The sequence below is a fragment of the Thioalkalivibrio sp. ALgr1 genome, assembly GCF_000378285.1.
In the GTDB taxonomy this organism is placed as follows: domain Bacteria; phylum Pseudomonadota; class Gammaproteobacteria; order Ectothiorhodospirales; family Ectothiorhodospiraceae; genus Thioalkalivibrio.
The window spans coordinates 669,320-686,375 of record NZ_KB905132.1 but is presented as its reverse complement, the minus strand read 5'-3'; the positions used below and the strand labels follow the sequence as shown (position 1 = coordinate 686,375).

Below are 17,056 nucleotides of genomic sequence, written 5' to 3'. Positions count from 1 at the left end.
CCGCGCCCTCGCTGCCGCCACTCAAGCCGCCCGCGGCTCAATTTCACGACGCACGCGTTCCGAAAGTTCGAGTTGCGCCTGCCTCAGTTCATACTCGAGCTGGAGGTTCAGCCAGAAACGCTCGGAAGTGCCGAAATAACGCGCCAACCTCATGGCCGTGTCAGCCGAAATGCCACGACGCTCGCGCACAATGTCGTTCATGCGCGTCGTCGGAACATGCAATGCCCCAGCAAGCGCGTTCACACTGAGACCCAACGGGGCAAGAAACTCCTCGCGCAGGACCTCACCTGGATGGATGGGTCGCATACCGCTTGTGCTCATGGTCTAACCTCCTTCCGGAACCCTTCAGTGGTAATCGACGATCTCCACATCCTCGGGACCTTCGTCCGTCCACCGGAAACAGATGCGCCACTGGGCGTTGATTCGGATGCTGTGCTGCCCTTCGCGGTCGCCAGACAGGGCCTCCAGCCGGTTCCCCGGCGGAGAGCGCAAATCCTGCAGTGTCTCCGCCGCTTGAAGCTGAATCAGCTTGCGCTCCACGATTGTTCGGACGCTCGACCAACGCCGACTCCTGCCCGTTTCGAACAGCGCCCGGGTTTCCCTACACCGAAAGCTTCTGATCATGGAAACAGAATATAACGCTTAACGGTAAGCAGCAAACTAATGGTGCAGTTCGCTGCGCTCAGTGCACCCTACGCATCGCCACCCAACCGTAGGATGCGTTGAGCAAAGCGAAACGCATCGTGCTCAGGCAACCGAGCGTTTAATCATCCAACTCCCGCAGGACGCGGAAGCCGAGGTTGGTATCCATCTCGTCGATGTTGCGACGACGCCGGGCGGCGCTGCGGGTGGCGACCGCCGGGTCGAACCACGAGCCGCCCTTGACCACGACCCACTCGTTGTCCGGGTCGCGACGGTATACGCCGTCGCGCGGCATGTTCGCGTGATCGTCATGCCAGGGCGTGGAAGTGAACTCCTGCACGTTGCCGTGCATGTCGTACAGGCCCCACAGGTTCGGCTGGAAGCTGCCGACATCCAGCGGACGGGACAAGGGGAAACAGGCGGGCAGATACCACTTGCGGCGCTGCCGGCGCTCCTCGTAGGGGAACAGGGAATTGAAGTGCACGTCGCGGCAGCCCACCACCTCGCCGAAGGCAAAAGGCGTGCGTGTACCGGCCCGGCAGGCGTATTCCCACTCGGCTTCGGTGGGCAGACGATAGCGCTTGCCGGTTTCCTCGCTCAGCCAATCGAGATACTGCTGGATCGACGCGGGCTTGATGTTGAAGATCGGCGTGCGTGGAGTCCGTGGCCACACCAGCCAGTCCCAGGGCTCCCAGCCTGCTGCCTCGGCGAAGGCATCCCATTCCTCGCGCGTAACGGCAAAGCGGCCCAAGGCAAAGGGCTTCTCCAGCACCACATAGCGCCGCGGTGACTCATGCTCCTGATGTCCGTACTCCGAGGCGTCCGAACCGATCTCGCACTCGCCTGGGGGAATCACCTGCAACTCGGGCGTCAGCGCACCCGAACGCGTCTCGTCACGGAACGTGACATCCAGCCGCGCCTTGCGCGCCGCCCGCTGCTGCAGATCCAGCAGATCCGCCTGTTCCATCGCCCGAACGTCCTTCGCCATCAGACCCTCTCACACAGAATTTTGGGCTAGCCGATAACCGAACGTGCAGTACTGTATTCAGTGTGTAGGCAGCATCCGTCCAAAGCCGTTCCCGGCTTAGGCGCTACAAGGTTTATCCATGCAACTAATCGAGGGGCCTGAGGAAGATCAGGGCACCACTAAGACTTGGAGATCACCAGCATTCTTGGGGCTTACGCCGGGTCACACCTTCACTACGCACGACTTCGATCCTCATGGCTCCGGTTCCGGTTCCGGTTCCGCAAGTTGAATCCGTTATCCCATCGACCTTCGTCGCCCGAACAATGAACTCATCACCGGATGCACTGGAAATCTCGATAGTCCATAGCCCTTCATCACTCACCGCCTCGAGGCCCAGATCCGATAGCTCGGCCGCAAACTCCCGGTTGTTGGCACGATGGCGCTCCTGACGAAGTACTACGTCCGTTAGCGCGTTGCGGGCATCTGCCCGCTCGGCCCGCATGACGTAGGTTTGATAGGCCGGAAACGCGATCGCGGCGAGAATGGCGATCACGACGACAACAATCATGAGTTCAATCAGGGTAAATCCCAAGACGAAGCGCTTATTGCCCATGGCATTCTCCGGCGACTGCGAACCAGCGGGTTCACAACGAGCATATCACCGACAGGGACACCTGCCGCGACCGACGCGCGAACGGTCCTTTGGGCTCAGCGAACGGCTACACGCCCTGACCGCTGAGGCCCATACTATATGCACAGCAACCTATATTCCCGAGGCCCCACCCGGATGCCATCCGAACCACGCCAGCACCGAACCCGGCTGCGCCCGATACGCGGCTTCACCTTGATCGAATTGATCGTAGTGGTCTCGGTGCTCGCAATCATCGCAACGCTTGCCGCGCCGAATTTGATGGCGCTGTTAGACAACCGACGCCTCAACGGGGCGGCCGAAGCGATCCTGGCAGAGCTCCAGTTCGCCCGGTCAGAAGCCATCATGCGTTCGCGCGAGATCACACTCGAACTGGGCTCCAATGGCACCTGGCTGCTAACACGAGACGCCGACAACGCGCAGATCCGGGCGCTCGACGCAGAGGACTACCCACGGATCGAGTTCGCTTCCAATGACATATGGGACGAAGGCGTTCTGATGGACCCGGTACGCGGCCTGGCGCTGCGCGCCAACAGCGCAGATCAGGTGATCTCCCCGATGGCCAGCATTACCGTTACAGACCCCCGAGGCCGCGCACTCGAAGTTCGCCTGAATGCGCTGGGCAGAGCCTGGATTTGCCAGACCGGCGGCAGCGGACGTTACGGGGCTTGCACATAATGAGCACGCGAAATCTGCCTCCAAATATTTGCGCTTTCACGCCACCGCACAGACCTGACCGTCGTCGCCAGAGCGGCGTAACCCTGATCGAGCTCATGATCGGACTTGTGGTCGGCCTGGTCGTGCTGCTGGCCCTCTCCACGATATACATCGTGACTGTAAGCGCCAGCAACGAAACGCTCTCGTCTGTTCGCCTTAACCAGGACATGCGCTCCTCCATGCTGATCATCTCGTCCGACCTGCGTCGCGCCGGGTACTGGAATCAGAACATGAATGCCTCCAACCCTTTTCCTGCTGGCACCGGCGGAGGACTGGAACTTTCGGACTGTGCCAACCCTGCCCGTGATTGCAGCCGCCTGAACTACGCCTTCGACCGCAACCGCGACGGCTCTATCGCTAACGAAGAGTTCTACGGTTTCCGCTTCATCGACGGCTCCATCCAGATGCGCAACCCATCGGCGGATCCCGACGAAGAAGAATGGGTAACACTCGTCGGTGGCTCAAACGACCCAGTCGAAATCACGGGCCTGCGATTCACCGCGATCGGCAACCCTGACGACGCTCCAGGTCAATTCCTCTGCCGGAACATCACTACTGGAGAAGCCAATTTCTCAGCCTGTTCCGCCGATGCATCCGACGCCGGCGAAACCGGCGAAACCGTACTCCAGAAGCGCCGAGTTCAAGTAATCATGGAAGGCCAGATGGGTAACCACAGAGCCACCCTGACCGAAACCGTGCGTGTCCGGAACGACCGGCGCGTCACCCTGCAATAGCCAGGAGCGCCATACGCCATGCCAATTACCACATCAAAAAGCTCGCCCTTCCACTCGGCTCCGCCGCAGCGACAATCTGGCGCCATGGCTCTAGTCGTCGGGGTGATCCTGTTCTTTGGGGCGACTTTGATCGCGTTATATACAACCGACCCAGTCCGTACCGAGCAACAGGTGGCAGGTAACGAGTACCGGGCGTTTCAGGCACTAAACGCCGCTGAAGCGGGCCTAGGCCATGTTCAATCCTTTTTCATCTCGGGCGGGACCGATGACCTCTGCGGACCGCATTCGCTGGGTCCGAACGGTGACCGAGGAAGCTTCGCGGTCATTCGCATCGATAACGAACCTTGCGACTCGTACGAAGCGCCCTCCGACGTAGACGCCATTGGTTACAGGACCGTCAACATCGAGGTAGAAGGGCGCAGCGACGATGGTTCGGCCATCCGAAACCTGTCACAAAGCGTCTTCCTGATGGACTTCGGCGAAGGGGAGTCAGAAGGGACTCTCGCCCCGCTCAATTTTGCTGGACAGGTCAATTTCGAAGCACCCAACAGTAACGCTTTCCGGGTGGACGGATCCGGCGGCCCAGCAATCTCGCTTCAGGATGCTGCCAACCGTGATGCTGTGATTAATGCAATCGCCGAAGTCGGCCGGGCCGACAACTATAGCGGCCCCATTTCAGATGGCGGCTTTGGCGAACCTTGGGACAGCCCCGCAATGCTCAATGAATTCGTCACCGCTATCGAAAGCACCCCCGGCGCGGGCGACGGGTCACAAGGACTCGACGGCATCAACGTCATTGATGGGGATTTCGAAATGAAGGGCAACGACAGCGGCTCTGGAATTCTGGTGGTGAAAGGAGGATTCACGACCACAGGAACGCCAAGCTTCGATGGACTCATTATCGTCCTCGGTGGTAGCTACACAATGACTGGGGGAGGCCAAGGCGGCGTAGGGGGAGGCCAAGATGGAGGCGACGCAAAAGGTGGGTCCGTTTTTGTAAGCAACCTCATCGAGAGCACCGTCAACGGTGAAACGCAGTACCAGTATGGTGAGACAAGCTTCGAAAGCTCAGGCGGCGGCAACGCACAGTTCACATTCAATTTTGATGCTCTCAATGCCGCGCGCGACTTACTAAGCGAGCAAGCAAGAGACCTCTGGCATCTAGAAGATCCCTCCGGACCGTCAGGCCCTAATATTTATGGGGCTGGCATCCAGACGGGAATTATCGACGGCAGCTGGGTGGACTTCGAATGAAAAAAAATTATCGCATCGCGATCGACCAATCGAAGCACGCCCTCCATCACCGGAACCAAGGTTTCGCCCTTCTTGAGGCGATGATCGCACTGGTCGTCTTCGCCGTCGGCTTGTTGGCAGTGGCGCAGTTCCATGGAACGCTACTCAAAACAAGCGCCGAAAGCAAAGCTTCCAGTGAAGCGCTGTACATAGCCCAACAGAAGGTCGACGAGCTGAGATCTGTGGGCTGGGAGGAGCTCCAAAGTGGGAGCGAGACCGGCATTGAGGGCACTAACGATATTTTTGATATTGAGTGGGGCGTCGCCAAGGATGGCGGGGATCTCGCTCAGGTTTTTGTCAGAGTGAACGGCTCGGAGATTGAGGGGATTCAACTCTATACTGCCATTTCCCGAGTGGCGGATATCGCGCTATCTCAGAGCGATGGCGATGGGGTCACTGGTTCATATCCCGTGGACAGCGAAGGAGATCCAGAACTGCCGACCGACGCTGAGCCCGGCCGGACCGTAGACGGATTCGAAGTCCGGAGGGAGAACGGGGAGGTGAGCGAGATTATCGACCCTGACTCGGGCGATTTCCTGCAACTACCGAATGGTGGCGCCCGAATCAGCGGGAACATCTTCTTCCTCGACACCGACTTTGAAGGGAGCTTGCCGCCGATACAGGTAACCGCTACAGGAAACTCACTCTGCCGCGTATTCCCCGGGCAGGGGCGCACCAACAGCACGTCTTTCGGGGACTACGAGGCACTGGGGTATTCCTGTCACGTTTCCAACGGCTGGCTGGGTAATATTGTCGCCTTTTCTATGGAACCCTCCGCCCAAGTCTGCATGGGCTCCCCGAACAACCGACCGCAGGCGGTTTCGGGCGGCGGGGGGGGCGCCGTTGAGCGCCGTTACTTTGGCGCGCGCATCACCGAGAATGACGAGATCGTCGAGATTGGCATCACAGGAAGCCGCGAGGAGGACAAGGCCAGCATTGGCACAGTCTGCGAGCGCGACGAAGATTGTGAAGGCTCCGAGGTTGAAGTGTTCGTCCCCGGCGGGCATCACTTCCTGGTGACCCGAGAAGGAACCGATTGCAATGAGGCCATGACTCGCTTCAGCTCGGAACATGTCGCTCACGAGATGTACGACGCAGACAGCGCAGACAACCCCAATAACCCGTTCTACGACAACCCGGCTGGCCTGGTGTGCACCACTCGCCCCACCTGTGGCGCCGTAACCCAGACCCGCACCACCTTCCGCACCCGAATGAGCGGATTCCTCGACGCAGGTAGCAACGTCTCGACCGCTGATGCACGGATGTCGGGTGGCTCGCTCGAGTGCCAGACGTTCGGGCGGCTCGGGGGCGGGGATGGCAGCGGAGCCTACTGGTGTCCGGTCACAGATCCCTTGCGGAACAGTGCCGAAGGCGTCGTAGGGGCGGCTTCTGGCTCTGGGGTCCAAGTCGACCAACTTTGGGGCTACAGGATAGAACGTGATGAACAGGGCGTTCTCATCGAGAAGCGAGCTGGACGCAGCAGCTCCTCTCTCGATATCGAGAAGCTTCTGGATTTCACAGATTTTGGCTTCGCTCTGACGGCCCGCACCGTTGAGGATGACGACGATGGGGATGGGAATGGCTCAACGGAGCCTGCCCCAGCAGACGATTGTTTCTGCAGCCGAAGCGGAGGCAGCAACAATTACTCTGCAAGCGGTGGAGAGGGTTGCGATCAGTCTTGTTGCCGCATTGCCGCGGAGACGCTGTGCAGCGGCAATAACTGCACGTTCGAGTTCAATACGGGCGATTACTGTCCTGTTGGGTCGGATTAACATGCGCCCTCGCCAGGAACCCAGTGCCTGTAATAGTGCACAAGGACAGGCCTTGCCCTTTCCCGCTCTCCCCATGAGAGCCGACAAGGGGTACACCTAATCGTGGACTGGTGACTCTAGCAAGGGCCTTTGCGAACTAAAATTGCGTGCCCTCGCGAGCCAAGCATGGTTTGATCGACGTGGCGGGCCCAACTATATTGAGGTGACATCCAACTCAGGGAGGAGTCTGGTATGCGCAAGGATGCGCTCGGGCTGACGCTCGTAGAATTGATGGTGACGCTGGTGATGTTCGCGGTGCTGATCGGCATCGCGGCGCCCGCTTTCGGCAAGCTGGTCGAGCAGAATCGCGTGACCGGCGCGACGAACTCCTTTCTGACCACCCTGCACCTGGCGCGTAGCGAGGCGATTCGTCGCGGCTCGCCGGTCACGCTGTGCACATCCCAGAATGGTTCTACCTGTTCGGCAGCCGGCGACTGGGACGGCGGCTGGATTCTCTATCAGAACGCTGGACTGGCCACACAGCCGCCGGGGCCTGATGCGATCGTGCGCGTGGGGCCTGAGGCCCCGCGCGTCGAAATCGCCGGCAACACCCCCACCCGTCACTACATCAGTTTCGACGCATTAGGGCAGTCGCAGCAGCTCTCCGGTGCCTGGCTAATGGGGACCGTCCGTGTCTGCGCGGGCGAAGACTCGGGGCGGGCGATCGTGCTGTCGAATACGGGGCGACCACGAGTGGGAGAAGCAACATGCGGCTGAAGTGATAAAAACACCGTCCATTGCCGTATTTGGACCGCCGGTTAGAACAGGACTACTCGCGGCCCTTCCCATCATCTAGAAATGAGCCCGTCATGGAAGACTCGGCTATCCGACAAACCCGGCGAAAGGGATTTTCGCTGGTGGAGCTGATGATCACGATTACCGCGCTGGTGATCCTGATCAGCCTCGCCATCCCGCACTTCTCCACCCACGTGGAGAACCACCGCACCTCGGCGACCACCAACGAACTCGTCAATGCCCTGAATCTCGCCCGCAGCGAGGCAGTCCGCCGCGGGCGGCCCGCAGCCGTATGCCCGGATGGCAACGACTGGGAGGGTGGCTGGGAGGCACGGGTGTTTGCCGTGGACGAAGACCCGAACGACTGCAGCCAGGGCACGGCCATGCGGCAATGGTCAGGCCCGGCCAGCCCCATTCGGCTCGCGGCCAATGGCTCACTCGCCTTCGACGCCCTGGGTGCCCAGTCCAGTCCGGAACCGACCGATGCCGCTATTCGCGTCTGGCCGCAAGGCTGCAACGGCGAGCGCGCGCGTTCGCTGCATGTCGAGCCGGGCGGGCGCGTATCGACACAGCCCGACAGCTGCCCGGAATAGGCCACGTCGATGCCATCACATTCACTCCCCGTTGTCCGTTTGGCCCGCGCCCGTGGCGTCACCCTGATCGAGGTACTCGTCGCCCTGGTGGTGCTCTCCATTGGCGTCATTGGGCTGGCGGCCCTTCAGGCGCAGGCGCTTCAGATGAACCAGGGTGCCTACATGCGTGCACAGGCGACCAACCTTGCCTACGACATCGCCGATCGCATGCGCACAAACCGGGCGGCCGCCCTGGATGGCACCTATGACACGAGCTTCCAGTCACCACCCGATTGCGAGGCCCCGGGAACGGGGCCCGACCTGGCAAGCGCCGACCTGACGCAATGGCGGGTGGCGCTGGCCTGTGCCCTTCCGGAAGGACAAGGCCGCATCGAACGCAACGGTGATGTTTTCACCATCACCATTCGCTGGGACAACCGGCGCCTGGTGGAGGACGGCGAAGAGCCCTTTGAAGAGTTCGTCACGAGGACCGGGATATGAATGCCGGCCCCTCATTTGGCCCGACCAGGAACCGTGTGCGCGGCTTCACCCTGGTGGAGCTGATGGTCGCGATGGTGCTCGGACTGTTGATCGTGGGCGGGGTCATCGCCCTGTTCGTCTCCACCCAGCAGACCTCGCGCACACAGGAGGCCATGTCGCGCGTGCAGGAAACAGGGCGCTTTGTCATCGAACGCATCGCTCGCGACGCACGGGAGGCCGGGCACCAGGGCTGCCGTGGCGGCAATATCAACAACCTGCTCGACACGGCTAGCACGGATTTCGACCCCTGGTCGCACACGGTCGAATCTGCATTCCTGCCCCCGCAGCCACCCAGCGACCATCTTCGTGGTGACGTCCTGACCCTGCATGGCATGACCTCGATCGGGTCGGTTGCCGTCGCGGTGCCCAATACCACCGCGCCGATCAACACGGTGGACCCGGTCAATGTCTCCCAGGGCGAGATCGTGCTGGTCGCGGACGAGGCCGGCACCACCTGCGAGCTGTTCCAGAACGCCCCAGCCCAGCCCGGCGTGCTCAGCCGTGCGACCGGCGCGAACATCTCGCCAGGCAACGTGGGCGGAGACCTCACGGACTTCTCCGGGCCCGCCACCCTCTCGATCTCCCGGCTCGAAACCATCACCTATTACATCGGCGAATCCTCCGCCAGCCCCGGTGTGACCAGCCTGTTCCGCCGCAGCACGGCGGATACCGATAGCAACGGCAACCCGGTGCGCCGCGAGATCGCCGAGGGGGTGTATGACATGCGGCTGGAATTTGGGCAGGACACCAACGACAACCAGCAGGTCGACCGCTTCGTGGCCGCGGGCAATACCACCAGCTGGAGCGAAAGCGACTGGGCCCGGGTCGCCGCGGTGCGCGTCCACCTTCTCGTCTACAACGGGCTGGACAACAACGTGGTGGATCAGCCCCGCAGCGGACTGCTGTTCGCGAACGAGTTGTTCGATGCGCCGGACCGGCGTCTGTACCAGGTGTTCACTACCACCGTCGCCACGCGCAACCGGCTGGAATGACCATGAACGTGACACCTCGAAGCGCTTCCCGTCGGCATCGGCAGCAGGGCTCGGCCCTGATCGTCGGTCTGGTACTGCTGCTGGTGATCACGCTGGTCGCCGTCACCGGCATGCGCAACACCATTCTGCAGGAGCGGATGACCGGCAACATGCTGGACCGCAACCTGGCGTTTCAGGCCGCCGAGGCTGCCCTGCGGCATGGCCAGATGAATCTTGATCCGGGTGCAGCGGCGGAGCCCGTGGACGCACCAGCCGATCCTCTCGCCTGGGAAGAACGACTCGCCAACGGCGGCGGAACAGCCTATGCCCCGCCGGACGCAGAGGGCTTCGGGCTGTACGCGATGCCGCGCTACTACATCGAGGCCGTGCCAGTTCCCCCGGTGGATGCACTCGCCGCAGACGAAGCCCTGCCCAACCAGGATCTCTACCGGATCACGGTGCGCGCGCAGGGCGGATCACCCGAGGCTGTCGTGATCCTGCAGGCCACCTTCCGCCACTAACCCTCGGCCACCGCATGACGCAAGGATGCCCATGACGCCAGGAATCTCCACGCCGCGAGCCGCGACCCGCCACACCCTGGTTACAGCTGCGCTGGGCGTCGCGCTAGCCAGTATGCCGGCGATCGTGACGGCACAGGTCGCCAACAAGCCGCTGTTCCTCACCGGGCCAGGCCTGCCGCCCAACGTACTGCTGATTCTCGACAACTCGGACAGCATGCAGGAGGGCCTGAGCCAGGGCCGGGTCGCGATGGACTGGGATCAGTGTGCCCCGGGCGAGGACCTGGAACCCGACACGTGCCCGGCCGGTGCCCGCTACGAAGACAGCAAGGGCAGCATCGTCAAACGTGTAGGACAAAACCTGATCAACGAGTATCGAGGGCGCATCAACCTGGGACTGATGGCCTATCAGCAACATCCGCCCAGCAACGCCCGCAACGACGTCTTCATCAGCGCGGTAGACGACCCAGCCGATCTGGGCACCGTGCTCTGGCGTCTGGTCCACCGCCCGCATGACGTGCGCTACGCCCCCACGCCGAATCCCGATTTCTACGATCCGGACCACGAGGGCCCATGGGATTCGGATACCAAGCGCTTCCGCGAGCCCCACCCCACGCGCGACGATGTCTGGGTCTTTTATAACGTGGCCGTGCCCGGCTATCAGTGGATCACGGCGGAGGATGGGGCGACCGGCTTTCCCGAACACGACGAGACCTGGTTCTGCGAATACACCGGAAACTTCGCCGAGGACGACCTATTTCCGTTCGACTGCTACCGCGATGTCGCCACGGGTTTCGGCGGGCAGCCCGTTTATTCGAACCAGATCCCGCTGAACCTGCTCGGCACCCTGACCGACAGCATGCGCCAGCGCGGTGTTACGCACTGGGGCGAACACATGATCTTTTCCCAGCTCAATCAACCGGAATGGCGCGCCAACCATTCACCGGGCCTCGGCTATCTGCATGTACCCATCGGCGGGTTCGACGCCGACGGCAACGTGGACCCCGACCACTGGGAAGCGATCGAGCGCAAGCTGGAGCCTCAACGCCACGACTGGTCACCCGGCGATGGCAATGTGCTGGTGGACCCGGACTGGCCACTGATTGCCGCCGGGCTCACGCCACTCGAGGGGACGATGCGCACCGCGCGTGACTACTTCCTCGGACAAACCGAGCACTTCGGCAGTGATCAGGGGAATCTCGATACGCCCGAGATCCCGCGCAGTTGCGATGTCAACGCCGCGGTCTGGGTCACCGACGGCCTCCCTTCGGTGCAGGCCGACGGTACCGAACTGGGCGACGACCCGGCCACCGCAATCCGCCAGGCGTCCGACGCGATCGAGGACTTCCACGCCACAACCGACGTGGACACCTACATCGTGGGCTTCGCGCTGCCGCCCGGAATCGAGGAACTGGACGACGACATGCCGGAGAACCCGCTGAACCTTCTGGCCGAATCCGGGGGCACCGGCTCCGCCTTTGACGCGGCCAGCGAGGACGGCCTGCAGGACGCCATGTCGCGGATCTTCGAGGGCGTAATCGCGGAGGCGACCGGCAGCTCCGCTGCCGTGGCGGCCAACTCCACCAGCCTGCAGGCCGGGTCCGCGATCTTCCAGGCCGGTTTTGACTCCAGCGACTGGTCGGGAGAGTTGCGGGCCTTTCGGCTGACCAGCCCCGCCCTGGATGGCGGCGAACTGATCGAATCGAGCCCAGCCTGGGATGGCGAGGCCCAGCTGCCATCACCTGCGGGGCGCGACCTGCTGACCTGGGCACCCAGCGAAGAACCGGATGATTTCTCGCCGACCTGGAGCCAGGGCGAAACCGTCGCCTTCGAATTCTCGGCACTCACTGATACCCAGCAGGAAGCCCTGGGCGGAGACGGGACCGGCCCGCAGCTTCTCGACTGGCTGCGTGGCGTGTCAGATAACGAGGGTTTTGGCGCAGACCAGTTCCGCCCCCGGCAGCGCCTTCTGGGCGATATCGTGAACTCACGCCCGCTGTTTGTGCATGCGCAGGACTTCGGGTATGGGCACCTTGAGGGCATCGGCGAATCCTACAGTGACGCGCTCGATTCCTGGAGGGCCCAGGCCCCGCTGGTGGCCGTCAACGCGAACGACGGCAAGTTCCATGCGTTCGACGGCCGACTCCCCTGTCAGGACAACCTCCCCGAACCCATTGGTGGCTGCTCCTCGGAAGGCGGACACGAGGTCTTCGCGCTCGTCCCCAACGCCGTCTATGGCGACTTCCAGGACCTCTCCAGACCCGATTACGACCGGCGCTATGTGCTGGATGGCTCACCCCGGCTCGGTCACGTGCATGACGGAACCGGCTGGCGGCGCATCGTGGTGGCCTCGCAGGGGGCGGGTGGAACCGCCGTGTTCGCGCTGGATATCGACCGGCAGGAAGTTCTGTGGGAGATCGACCACCGTCACGAGGCATTCGAGTCCTCTCTCGGCCGGGTCATCGGCGACCCCGTGCTCGGGCGCGCCGCCAGCGGGCAATGGATCACCGCGATTCCGAACGGCTACGGCAGCGAGAACGGCCAGGCTTCAATCCTGATTCTCGACACCCTGAGCGGCGAACAGCTGTCCGAATGGATACCGAACCACCCGGACAACACCGCAGACAACGGCATGTTCAGCCCCGTACCCGTCGACACCAGCGGCGACCGCAAGATCGACCGCATCTACGCCGGGGATCTGAATGGCAACCTCTGGCGTCTGGATCTGGGTGGAAACGGTCCCGCGCAGTGGGGTGCCCCGGGGTTCCTCACTACCGGCAACCAGACTACACCGCTATTCCAGGCCCGTGATGCGAGCGGCACCCGTCAACCGATCACGGCGCGTCCAGCGGTCGCGCGCGACGACAGTGGGCACGTGAACCTGTTCTTTGGCACCGGCCAGTATTTCGAGGTCGACGACAACAACCCCGACAACAGCTCCACGCAGAGCCTGTACGGGGTACGAGATCGCGACGAGGGCATCGTCGAGCGCGCCGATCTGCTGGTCCAGGCGATCCGGCACGAGGTCCAGGCATTCGGCTTTGATCTGCGCGTTACCAGCGATCACACCATGGAGGACAGCCACGCCGGCTGGGTGATGGATCTTGTCTCGCCGCTGTTCGGTTTTCAGGGCGAACGGGTGGTGGAAGATGCCCTGATCCGGCACGGCGACCGCGTCGTCTTTGCCACCCTGATCCCCGAGCCCAGCAGCGATCCCTGCGACCCCGGTGGCGGGACCGGCTGGATCATGGAGTTCGATGCCTTCAGCGGCGGCCGGCTGGAGCGATCGCCCTGGGACCTCAGCGGCGAAGGCTTTGGCGAAGAAAGCTTCGTGGAAGTCCCGGTCGAGAACGAGGATGGCACCGTGGAATCGATCGCCCTGCCCGCCCACGGAATCCGCTCGCCAGTCGGCATTCCCTCGCGGCCAACGGTGGTCGAGGACCAGCAACGGCGGGATCGCGAATACAAACTGCCCGTCGGCTCCGGAGGAGAGGTCTGGCAGATGCCGGACGAGGAACGCCCGGGCTTCACCTGGCGCAGCTGGCGTCAGCTCCGCTAACAGGAGATACAGGATGAACAAACCGGGAACAACCTTCCCCGCGATGGGCCGCCGACGGGCGATCGGCGTGCTGGTTGCGTTGGGTCTGACCCCGACCTTCGCGATGGCCTACGTCGAGCAGGAACGCACGGTTGAAGGCGTGCTGGAACGCAGCCTTCCGGAACAGAAGCAGGTCGTCATCAATGGCGAACGACTGCGCCTGCATTCGCGTCTACCGCATCCGAAGCATCGTCGCACTCATGGCGACACGAGTCCGGCGGTCGGCGACCGGGTACGGGCCACAATCGCTAACGGCCGAGTCGTGCAGCTGGAGCGAAAGCCATGACCCCCAAAGTACCTCGGGGCGGTCTCGGGTTCACCCTCATCGAGGTAATGGTGGTGGTCGCCGTCGTGGGCATCCTCGCAGCGATTGCCTACCCCTCCTACCAGAACCATGTGACCAACACCTGGCGGGGCAATGCCGCCGGCTGCCTGACCGAGGCCGCACAGTCGATGGAGCGGCGCTACACCCGTGAAATGAGCTACGAGGGCGACCTGCCCAGTCGCGGCTGCATGACCGAAAGCGGCATGCCGGATCGGTACAGTTTCCGTCTGGCCGAGGTCGACCGGGCCTCGTTCCGGCTCGAGGCCGTACCCCAGGGGGTCCAGGCCAGCCGTGACACCCGGTGCGGCACCCTTACCCTGAACGAGCGCGGCGAACGCGGTGCCAACGGTACCGCGTCCGATTGCTGGTGAAATCGACGGGCCAGCCCGAACAAGCCCCGGCGATCCGATGCCCAAACAAAAGCGCCCGGCGGGTAAACCCGGCCGGGCGCCTGTTATTGCCTTGCCCCTTGTAGGAGGCGCTGGCGTTGACCGTTACGCCGAGGCGGCGCGGGCGGCCTTCTTGCGTTCGTGCTCGAGCAGGAACTTCTTGCGGATGCGGATGTTTTCCGGCGTGACCTCGACGAGTTCGTCGTCGTCGATGAACTCGATGGCCTGCTCCAGCGTCATGCGGATCGGCGGGGTCAGCTGGATGTTCTCGTCCGTGCCGGCAGCGCGGATGTTGGTCAGCTGCTTGGCCTTGAGCGCATTCACGACCAGGTCGTTCTCGCGCGAGTGCAGGCCGATCACCATGCCCTCGTAGACCTCGTCGCCGGGGCCGATGAACAGCTTGCCGCGATCCTGCAGGTTGAACAGGGCAAAGCCGAGCGCCTTGCCGGCGGCGTTGGCGATCAGCACGCCGTTCTGGCGCGAGGCGACCGCACCCGGCTGATAGGGGCCGTAGTGGTCAAAGATGTGGTGCAGGATGCCAGTGCCGGAGGTCGCGGTCATGAACTCGGTCTGGAAGCCGATCAGCCCGCGCGACGGGATGATGAAGTCCAGGCGCACGCGGCCCTTGCCGTCGGGCACCATGTTGGTCATGTCGCCGCGGCGTTCGCCGAGCTTTTCCATGATCGTGCCCTGGTGCTGCTCCTCGACGTCAACGGTGACGGCCTCGTAGGGCTCCTGCTTCACGCCGTCCACTTCCTTGATGACCACTTCCGGGCGCGAGACGCCCAGCTCGTAGCCCTCGCGGCGCATGTTCTCGATCAGGATGCCCAGGTGCAGTTCGCCGCGCCCGGAGACCTTGAACTTGTCGGCGTCGTCAGTCTCTTCCACGCGCAGGGCAACGTTGTGCTTGAGCTCTTCCAGCAGGCGGTCGCGCAGCACGCGCGAGGTCACGTACTTGCCTTCGCGCCCGGCGAACGGCGAGGTGTTGACCTGGAAGGTCATGGTCACCGTCGGCTCGTCCACGGTCAGCGGTTCCATCGCCTCGACGTTATTCGGATCGCACAGGGTGTCGGAGATGTACAGCTCGTCCATGCCGGTGAAGGTGATGATGTCACCGGCGCGGGCCTCCGCGACCTCGACACGCTCCAGGCCATGGAAGCCCATGATCTGCAACATGCGGCCGTTACGTACCTTGCCCTCGCGGTCCACCACCTTGACCGGGGTGTTCGGCTTGATGCGCCCGCGCTTCACGCGACCGATGCCGATCAGGCCCTGGTAGGAGTTGTAGTCCAGCGAGGAGACCTGCATCTGGAAGGGGCCGTCGGCGTCGACGTTCGGCGGGGACACATGCTCGACGATCGTCTCCAGCAGGCAGGTCATGTCGCCTTCGGTGACACTGGAATCCATGCCGGCGAAGCCGTTCAGGGCGGAGGCGAACACGATGGGGAAGTCCAACTGTTCGTCGGTCGCGCCGAGGCGATCGAACAGGTCGAACACCTGGTCCACGGCCCAGTCCGGGCGCGCGCCGGGGCGGTCGACCTTGTTGACCACCACGATCGGCTTGAAGCCCATCGCGAAGGCCTTCTGGGTCACGAAGCGGGTCTGCGGCATCGGGCCGTCGACCGCGTCCACCAGCAGCAGCACGGAGTCGACCATGGACAACACCCGCTCGACCTCGCCACCGAAATCGGCGTGTCCGGGGGTGTCGACGATGTTGATGCGGTAGTCCTGCCATTCGATGGCCGTGTTCTTGGCCAGGATGGTGATCCCGCGTTCTTTCTCGATCGCGTTCGAATCCATGATCCGCTCGCCGTGGTCGCCGCGCGCATCAAGCGTGCCGGACTGGCGCAGGAGCTGGTCGACCAGCGTGGTCTTGCCATGATCAACGTGGGCGATGATGGCGATGTTGCGAAGCTTCTCGGTCATGGAATACGAACTCTGGATACTGGCAAAAGGGCCGACACTATACAGACTTATTCGTGACCGCGCTGCGACTTCCCTGTTTTGTGCGCAGGCTCCTTCGCCTTCACGCGCCGCCAGCGCAGCACATCGACCACCTGCCCTGCATCGGTAACCGGCGCCCTCGGCCGCAACCGATTCACCTCGTTACCCCGCCCACAGTCACCCTGCCCTGGTCATCCCGGCCGCAGCGCAGCGAAGAGCCGGGATCTCCCGCGCCGGATCGGCCTCAAGGGTTGGGAATACCCCGACGCATGAGATCCCGGATAACCGCTTGGCGGTTTCCGGGATGACCGTGTGGAGGCTTCGAGGGTCCGGGATAGCCCGAGCAAGGGTCGGTTCGAGGGGGTTGGCGGCGCCATGTGCGGGCGACCGCGCGGGAGATCAGGTGCTGGGTTCGTCTTCCGGGGGCGGGAGCTGGAGGTGAAAGCCCTGCTCCTTGAGGTTGGCCAGGACCTTTTGCGGGTCTTCCTGGGCCAGGCTGCGCTCCGGGGTCAGTTCGAACTCCAGGGCGAACTCGAGGCGCCCGAGTGCACGGGTCAGGCCATCGGGGAGTTCGGAGAAGTCGTCTTTCTGCGGCAGGTAGACGTAGGTATCGGCGCGCCGGGTCGCGCGGTAGACATAGCACTGCATGGG

At 63.0% G+C, this 17,056-nt stretch carries 18 protein-coding genes; 12 read left to right on the top strand and 6 right to left on the bottom strand.

The window, feature by feature from the left end; translation table 11 throughout:
• Positions 1-21: 21 nt before the first annotated feature.
• From F466_RS0103285 to F466_RS0103270, 4 genes are all read right to left on the bottom strand, one after another.
• Positions 22-321, bottom strand: coding sequence for a HigA family addiction module antitoxin (locus F466_RS0103285; protein WP_012981638.1), 300 nt, complete (start codon positions 319-321; stop codon positions 22-24).
• Between the two features lie 24 nt (positions 322-345).
• Positions 346-624: a type II toxin-antitoxin system RelE/ParE family toxin gene (locus F466_RS0103280; protein WP_012981637.1), complete on the bottom strand. Its 279-nt coding sequence runs from the start codon at positions 622-624 to the stop codon at positions 346-348.
• A gap of 139 nt (positions 625-763) precedes the next feature.
• Positions 764-1,630 carry an SUMF1/EgtB/PvdO family nonheme iron enzyme gene (locus F466_RS0103275; protein WP_026296404.1) on the bottom strand — a complete coding sequence of 289 codons (867 nt, stop codon included), beginning with the start codon at positions 1,628-1,630 and terminating at the stop codon, positions 764-766.
• 172 nt (positions 1,631-1,802) lie between these two features.
• Positions 1,803-2,222 (bottom strand): type IV pilin protein, encoded by a 420-nt coding sequence (locus F466_RS0103270; RefSeq protein WP_018993431.1) that lies wholly within the window; start codon positions 2,220-2,222, stop codon positions 1,803-1,805.
• A 138-nt stretch (positions 2,223-2,360) separates the two neighbouring features.
• On the opposite strand from F466_RS0103270, the gene F466_RS0103265 reads away from it, so the two are divergent.
• The 12 genes from F466_RS0103265 to F466_RS0103210 all read left to right on the top strand — a co-directional run bounded on the left by F466_RS0103265 (position 2,361) and on the right by F466_RS0103210 (position 14,443).
• On the top strand, positions 2,361-2,936 hold the full coding sequence (locus tag F466_RS0103265) for a GspH/FimT family pseudopilin (RefSeq protein ID WP_369773116.1): 576 nt from the start codon (positions 2,361-2,363) through the stop codon (positions 2,934-2,936).
• Positions 2,936-3,709: a PilW family protein gene (locus F466_RS0103260; RefSeq protein WP_232199150.1), complete on the top strand. Its 774-nt coding sequence runs from the start codon at positions 2,936-2,938 to the stop codon at positions 3,707-3,709. The genes F466_RS0103265 and F466_RS0103260 overlap by 1 nt, the downstream gene beginning before the upstream one ends.
• An 18-nt stretch (positions 3,710-3,727) precedes the next feature.
• Entirely contained in the window at positions 3,728-4,963 is a 1,236-nt protein-coding gene (locus F466_RS0103255) for a pilus assembly PilX N-terminal domain-containing protein (protein WP_232199149.1), read from the top strand.
• On the top strand, positions 4,960-6,774 hold the full coding sequence (locus tag F466_RS0103250; RefSeq protein WP_018993427.1) for a prepilin-type N-terminal cleavage/methylation domain-containing protein: 1,815 nt from the start codon (positions 4,960-4,962) through the stop codon (positions 6,772-6,774). The genes F466_RS0103255 and F466_RS0103250 overlap by 4 nt, the downstream gene beginning before the upstream one ends.
• Positions 6,775-7,005: 231 nt before the next feature.
• Positions 7,006-7,530, top strand: coding sequence for a GspH/FimT family pseudopilin (locus tag F466_RS0103245; RefSeq protein WP_018649177.1), 525 nt, complete (start codon positions 7,006-7,008; stop codon positions 7,528-7,530).
• Positions 7,531-7,622: 92 nt separating this feature from the next.
• Positions 7,623-8,141 carry a GspH/FimT family pseudopilin gene (locus F466_RS0103240; RefSeq protein ID WP_018649176.1) on the top strand — a complete coding sequence of 173 codons (519 nt, stop codon included), beginning with the start codon at positions 7,623-7,625 and terminating at the stop codon, positions 8,139-8,141.
• A 9-nt stretch (positions 8,142-8,150) separates the two neighbouring features.
• The gene (pilV, locus tag F466_RS0103235; protein ID WP_038038469.1) at positions 8,151-8,621 is read left to right on the top strand and encodes a type IV pilus modification protein PilV; all 471 of its coding nucleotides are present in this window, start codon (positions 8,151-8,153) and stop codon (positions 8,619-8,621) included.
• Complete coding sequence (locus F466_RS0103230) at positions 8,618-9,652, top strand: PilW family protein (RefSeq protein ID WP_018862866.1); 1,035 nt, start codon at positions 8,618-8,620, stop codon at positions 9,650-9,652. Before pilV ends, F466_RS0103230 begins: the two co-directional genes overlap by 4 nt.
• Positions 9,653-9,654: 2 nt before the next feature.
• Positions 9,655-10,152, top strand: coding sequence for a PilX N-terminal domain-containing pilus assembly protein (locus tag F466_RS0103225; RefSeq protein ID WP_018649173.1), 498 nt, complete (start codon positions 9,655-9,657; stop codon positions 10,150-10,152).
• A 31-nt stretch (positions 10,153-10,183) separates the two neighbouring features.
• The gene (locus F466_RS0103220; RefSeq protein WP_231363209.1) at positions 10,184-13,708 is read left to right on the top strand and encodes a pilus assembly protein; all 3,525 of its coding nucleotides are present in this window, start codon (positions 10,184-10,186) and stop codon (positions 13,706-13,708) included.
• A 13-nt stretch (positions 13,709-13,721) separates the two neighbouring features.
• Positions 13,722-14,033 carry a hypothetical protein gene (locus F466_RS0103215; protein WP_018649171.1) on the top strand — a complete coding sequence of 104 codons (312 nt, stop codon included), beginning with the start codon at positions 13,722-13,724 and terminating at the stop codon, positions 14,031-14,033.
• Complete coding sequence (locus F466_RS0103210; protein WP_018649170.1) at positions 14,030-14,443, top strand: type IV pilin protein; 414 nt, start codon at positions 14,030-14,032, stop codon at positions 14,441-14,443. The genes F466_RS0103215 and F466_RS0103210 overlap by 4 nt, the downstream gene beginning before the upstream one ends.
• A gap of 123 nt (positions 14,444-14,566) precedes the next feature.
• Here F466_RS0103210 and typA read toward each other — a convergent pair whose 3' ends face one another.
• Both typA and F466_RS0103200 read right to left on the bottom strand, forming a co-directional pair.
• Positions 14,567-16,387, bottom strand: a complete 1,821-nt coding sequence (gene typA, locus F466_RS0103205) for a translational GTPase TypA (protein ID WP_018175170.1) — start codon at positions 16,385-16,387, stop codon at positions 14,567-14,569.
• 417 nt (positions 16,388-16,804) lie between these two features.
• Positions 16,805-17,053 (bottom strand): YcgL domain-containing protein, encoded by a 249-nt coding sequence (locus F466_RS0103200; RefSeq protein ID WP_018138978.1) that lies wholly within the window; start codon positions 17,051-17,053, stop codon positions 16,805-16,807.
• Positions 17,054-17,056: the final 3 nt, after the last annotated feature.

Coding starts and splice junctions, on each gene's coding strand:
- F466_RS0103280 (WP_012981637.1), bottom strand. CDS start 624: ATGATCAGAAGCTTTCGGTGTAGGGAAACCCGGGCGCTGTTCGAAACG.
- F466_RS0103260 (WP_232199150.1), top strand. CDS start 2,936: ATGAGCACGCGAAATCTGCCTCCAAATATTTGCGCTTTCACGCCACCG.
- pilV (WP_038038469.1), top strand. CDS start 8,151: ATGCCATCACATTCACTCCCCGTTGTCCGTTTGGCCCGCGCCCGTGGC.
- F466_RS0103215 (WP_018649171.1), top strand. CDS start 13,722: ATGAACAAACCGGGAACAACCTTCCCCGCGATGGGCCGCCGACGGGCG.
- F466_RS0103275 (WP_026296404.1), bottom strand. CDS start 1,630: ATGGCGAAGGACGTTCGGGCGATGGAACAGGCGGATCTGCTGGATCTG.
- F466_RS0103270 (WP_018993431.1), bottom strand. CDS start 2,222: ATGGGCAATAAGCGCTTCGTCTTGGGATTTACCCTGATTGAACTCATG.
- F466_RS0103200 (WP_018138978.1), bottom strand. CDS start 17,053: ATGCAGTGCTATGTCTACCGCGCGACCCGGCGCGCCGATACCTACGTC.
- F466_RS0103245 (WP_018649177.1), top strand. CDS start 7,006: ATGCGCAAGGATGCGCTCGGGCTGACGCTCGTAGAATTGATGGTGACG.
- F466_RS0103250 (WP_018993427.1), top strand. CDS start 4,960: ATGAAAAAAAATTATCGCATCGCGATCGACCAATCGAAGCACGCCCTC.
- F466_RS0103255 (WP_232199149.1), top strand. CDS start 3,728: ATGCCAATTACCACATCAAAAAGCTCGCCCTTCCACTCGGCTCCGCCG.
- typA (WP_018175170.1), bottom strand. CDS start 16,387: ATGACCGAGAAGCTTCGCAACATCGCCATCATCGCCCACGTTGATCAT.
- F466_RS0103265 (WP_369773116.1), top strand. CDS start 2,361: ATGCACAGCAACCTATATTCCCGAGGCCCCACCCGGATGCCATCCGAA.
- F466_RS0103220 (WP_231363209.1), top strand. CDS start 10,184: ATGACGCCAGGAATCTCCACGCCGCGAGCCGCGACCCGCCACACCCTG.
- F466_RS0103240 (WP_018649176.1), top strand. CDS start 7,623: ATGGAAGACTCGGCTATCCGACAAACCCGGCGAAAGGGATTTTCGCTG.
- F466_RS0103210 (WP_018649170.1), top strand. CDS start 14,030: ATGACCCCCAAAGTACCTCGGGGCGGTCTCGGGTTCACCCTCATCGAG.
- F466_RS0103230 (WP_018862866.1), top strand. CDS start 8,618: ATGAATGCCGGCCCCTCATTTGGCCCGACCAGGAACCGTGTGCGCGGC.
- F466_RS0103225 (WP_018649173.1), top strand. CDS start 9,655: ATGAACGTGACACCTCGAAGCGCTTCCCGTCGGCATCGGCAGCAGGGC.
- F466_RS0103285 (WP_012981638.1), bottom strand. CDS start 321: ATGAGCACAAGCGGTATGCGACCCATCCATCCAGGTGAGGTCCTGCGC.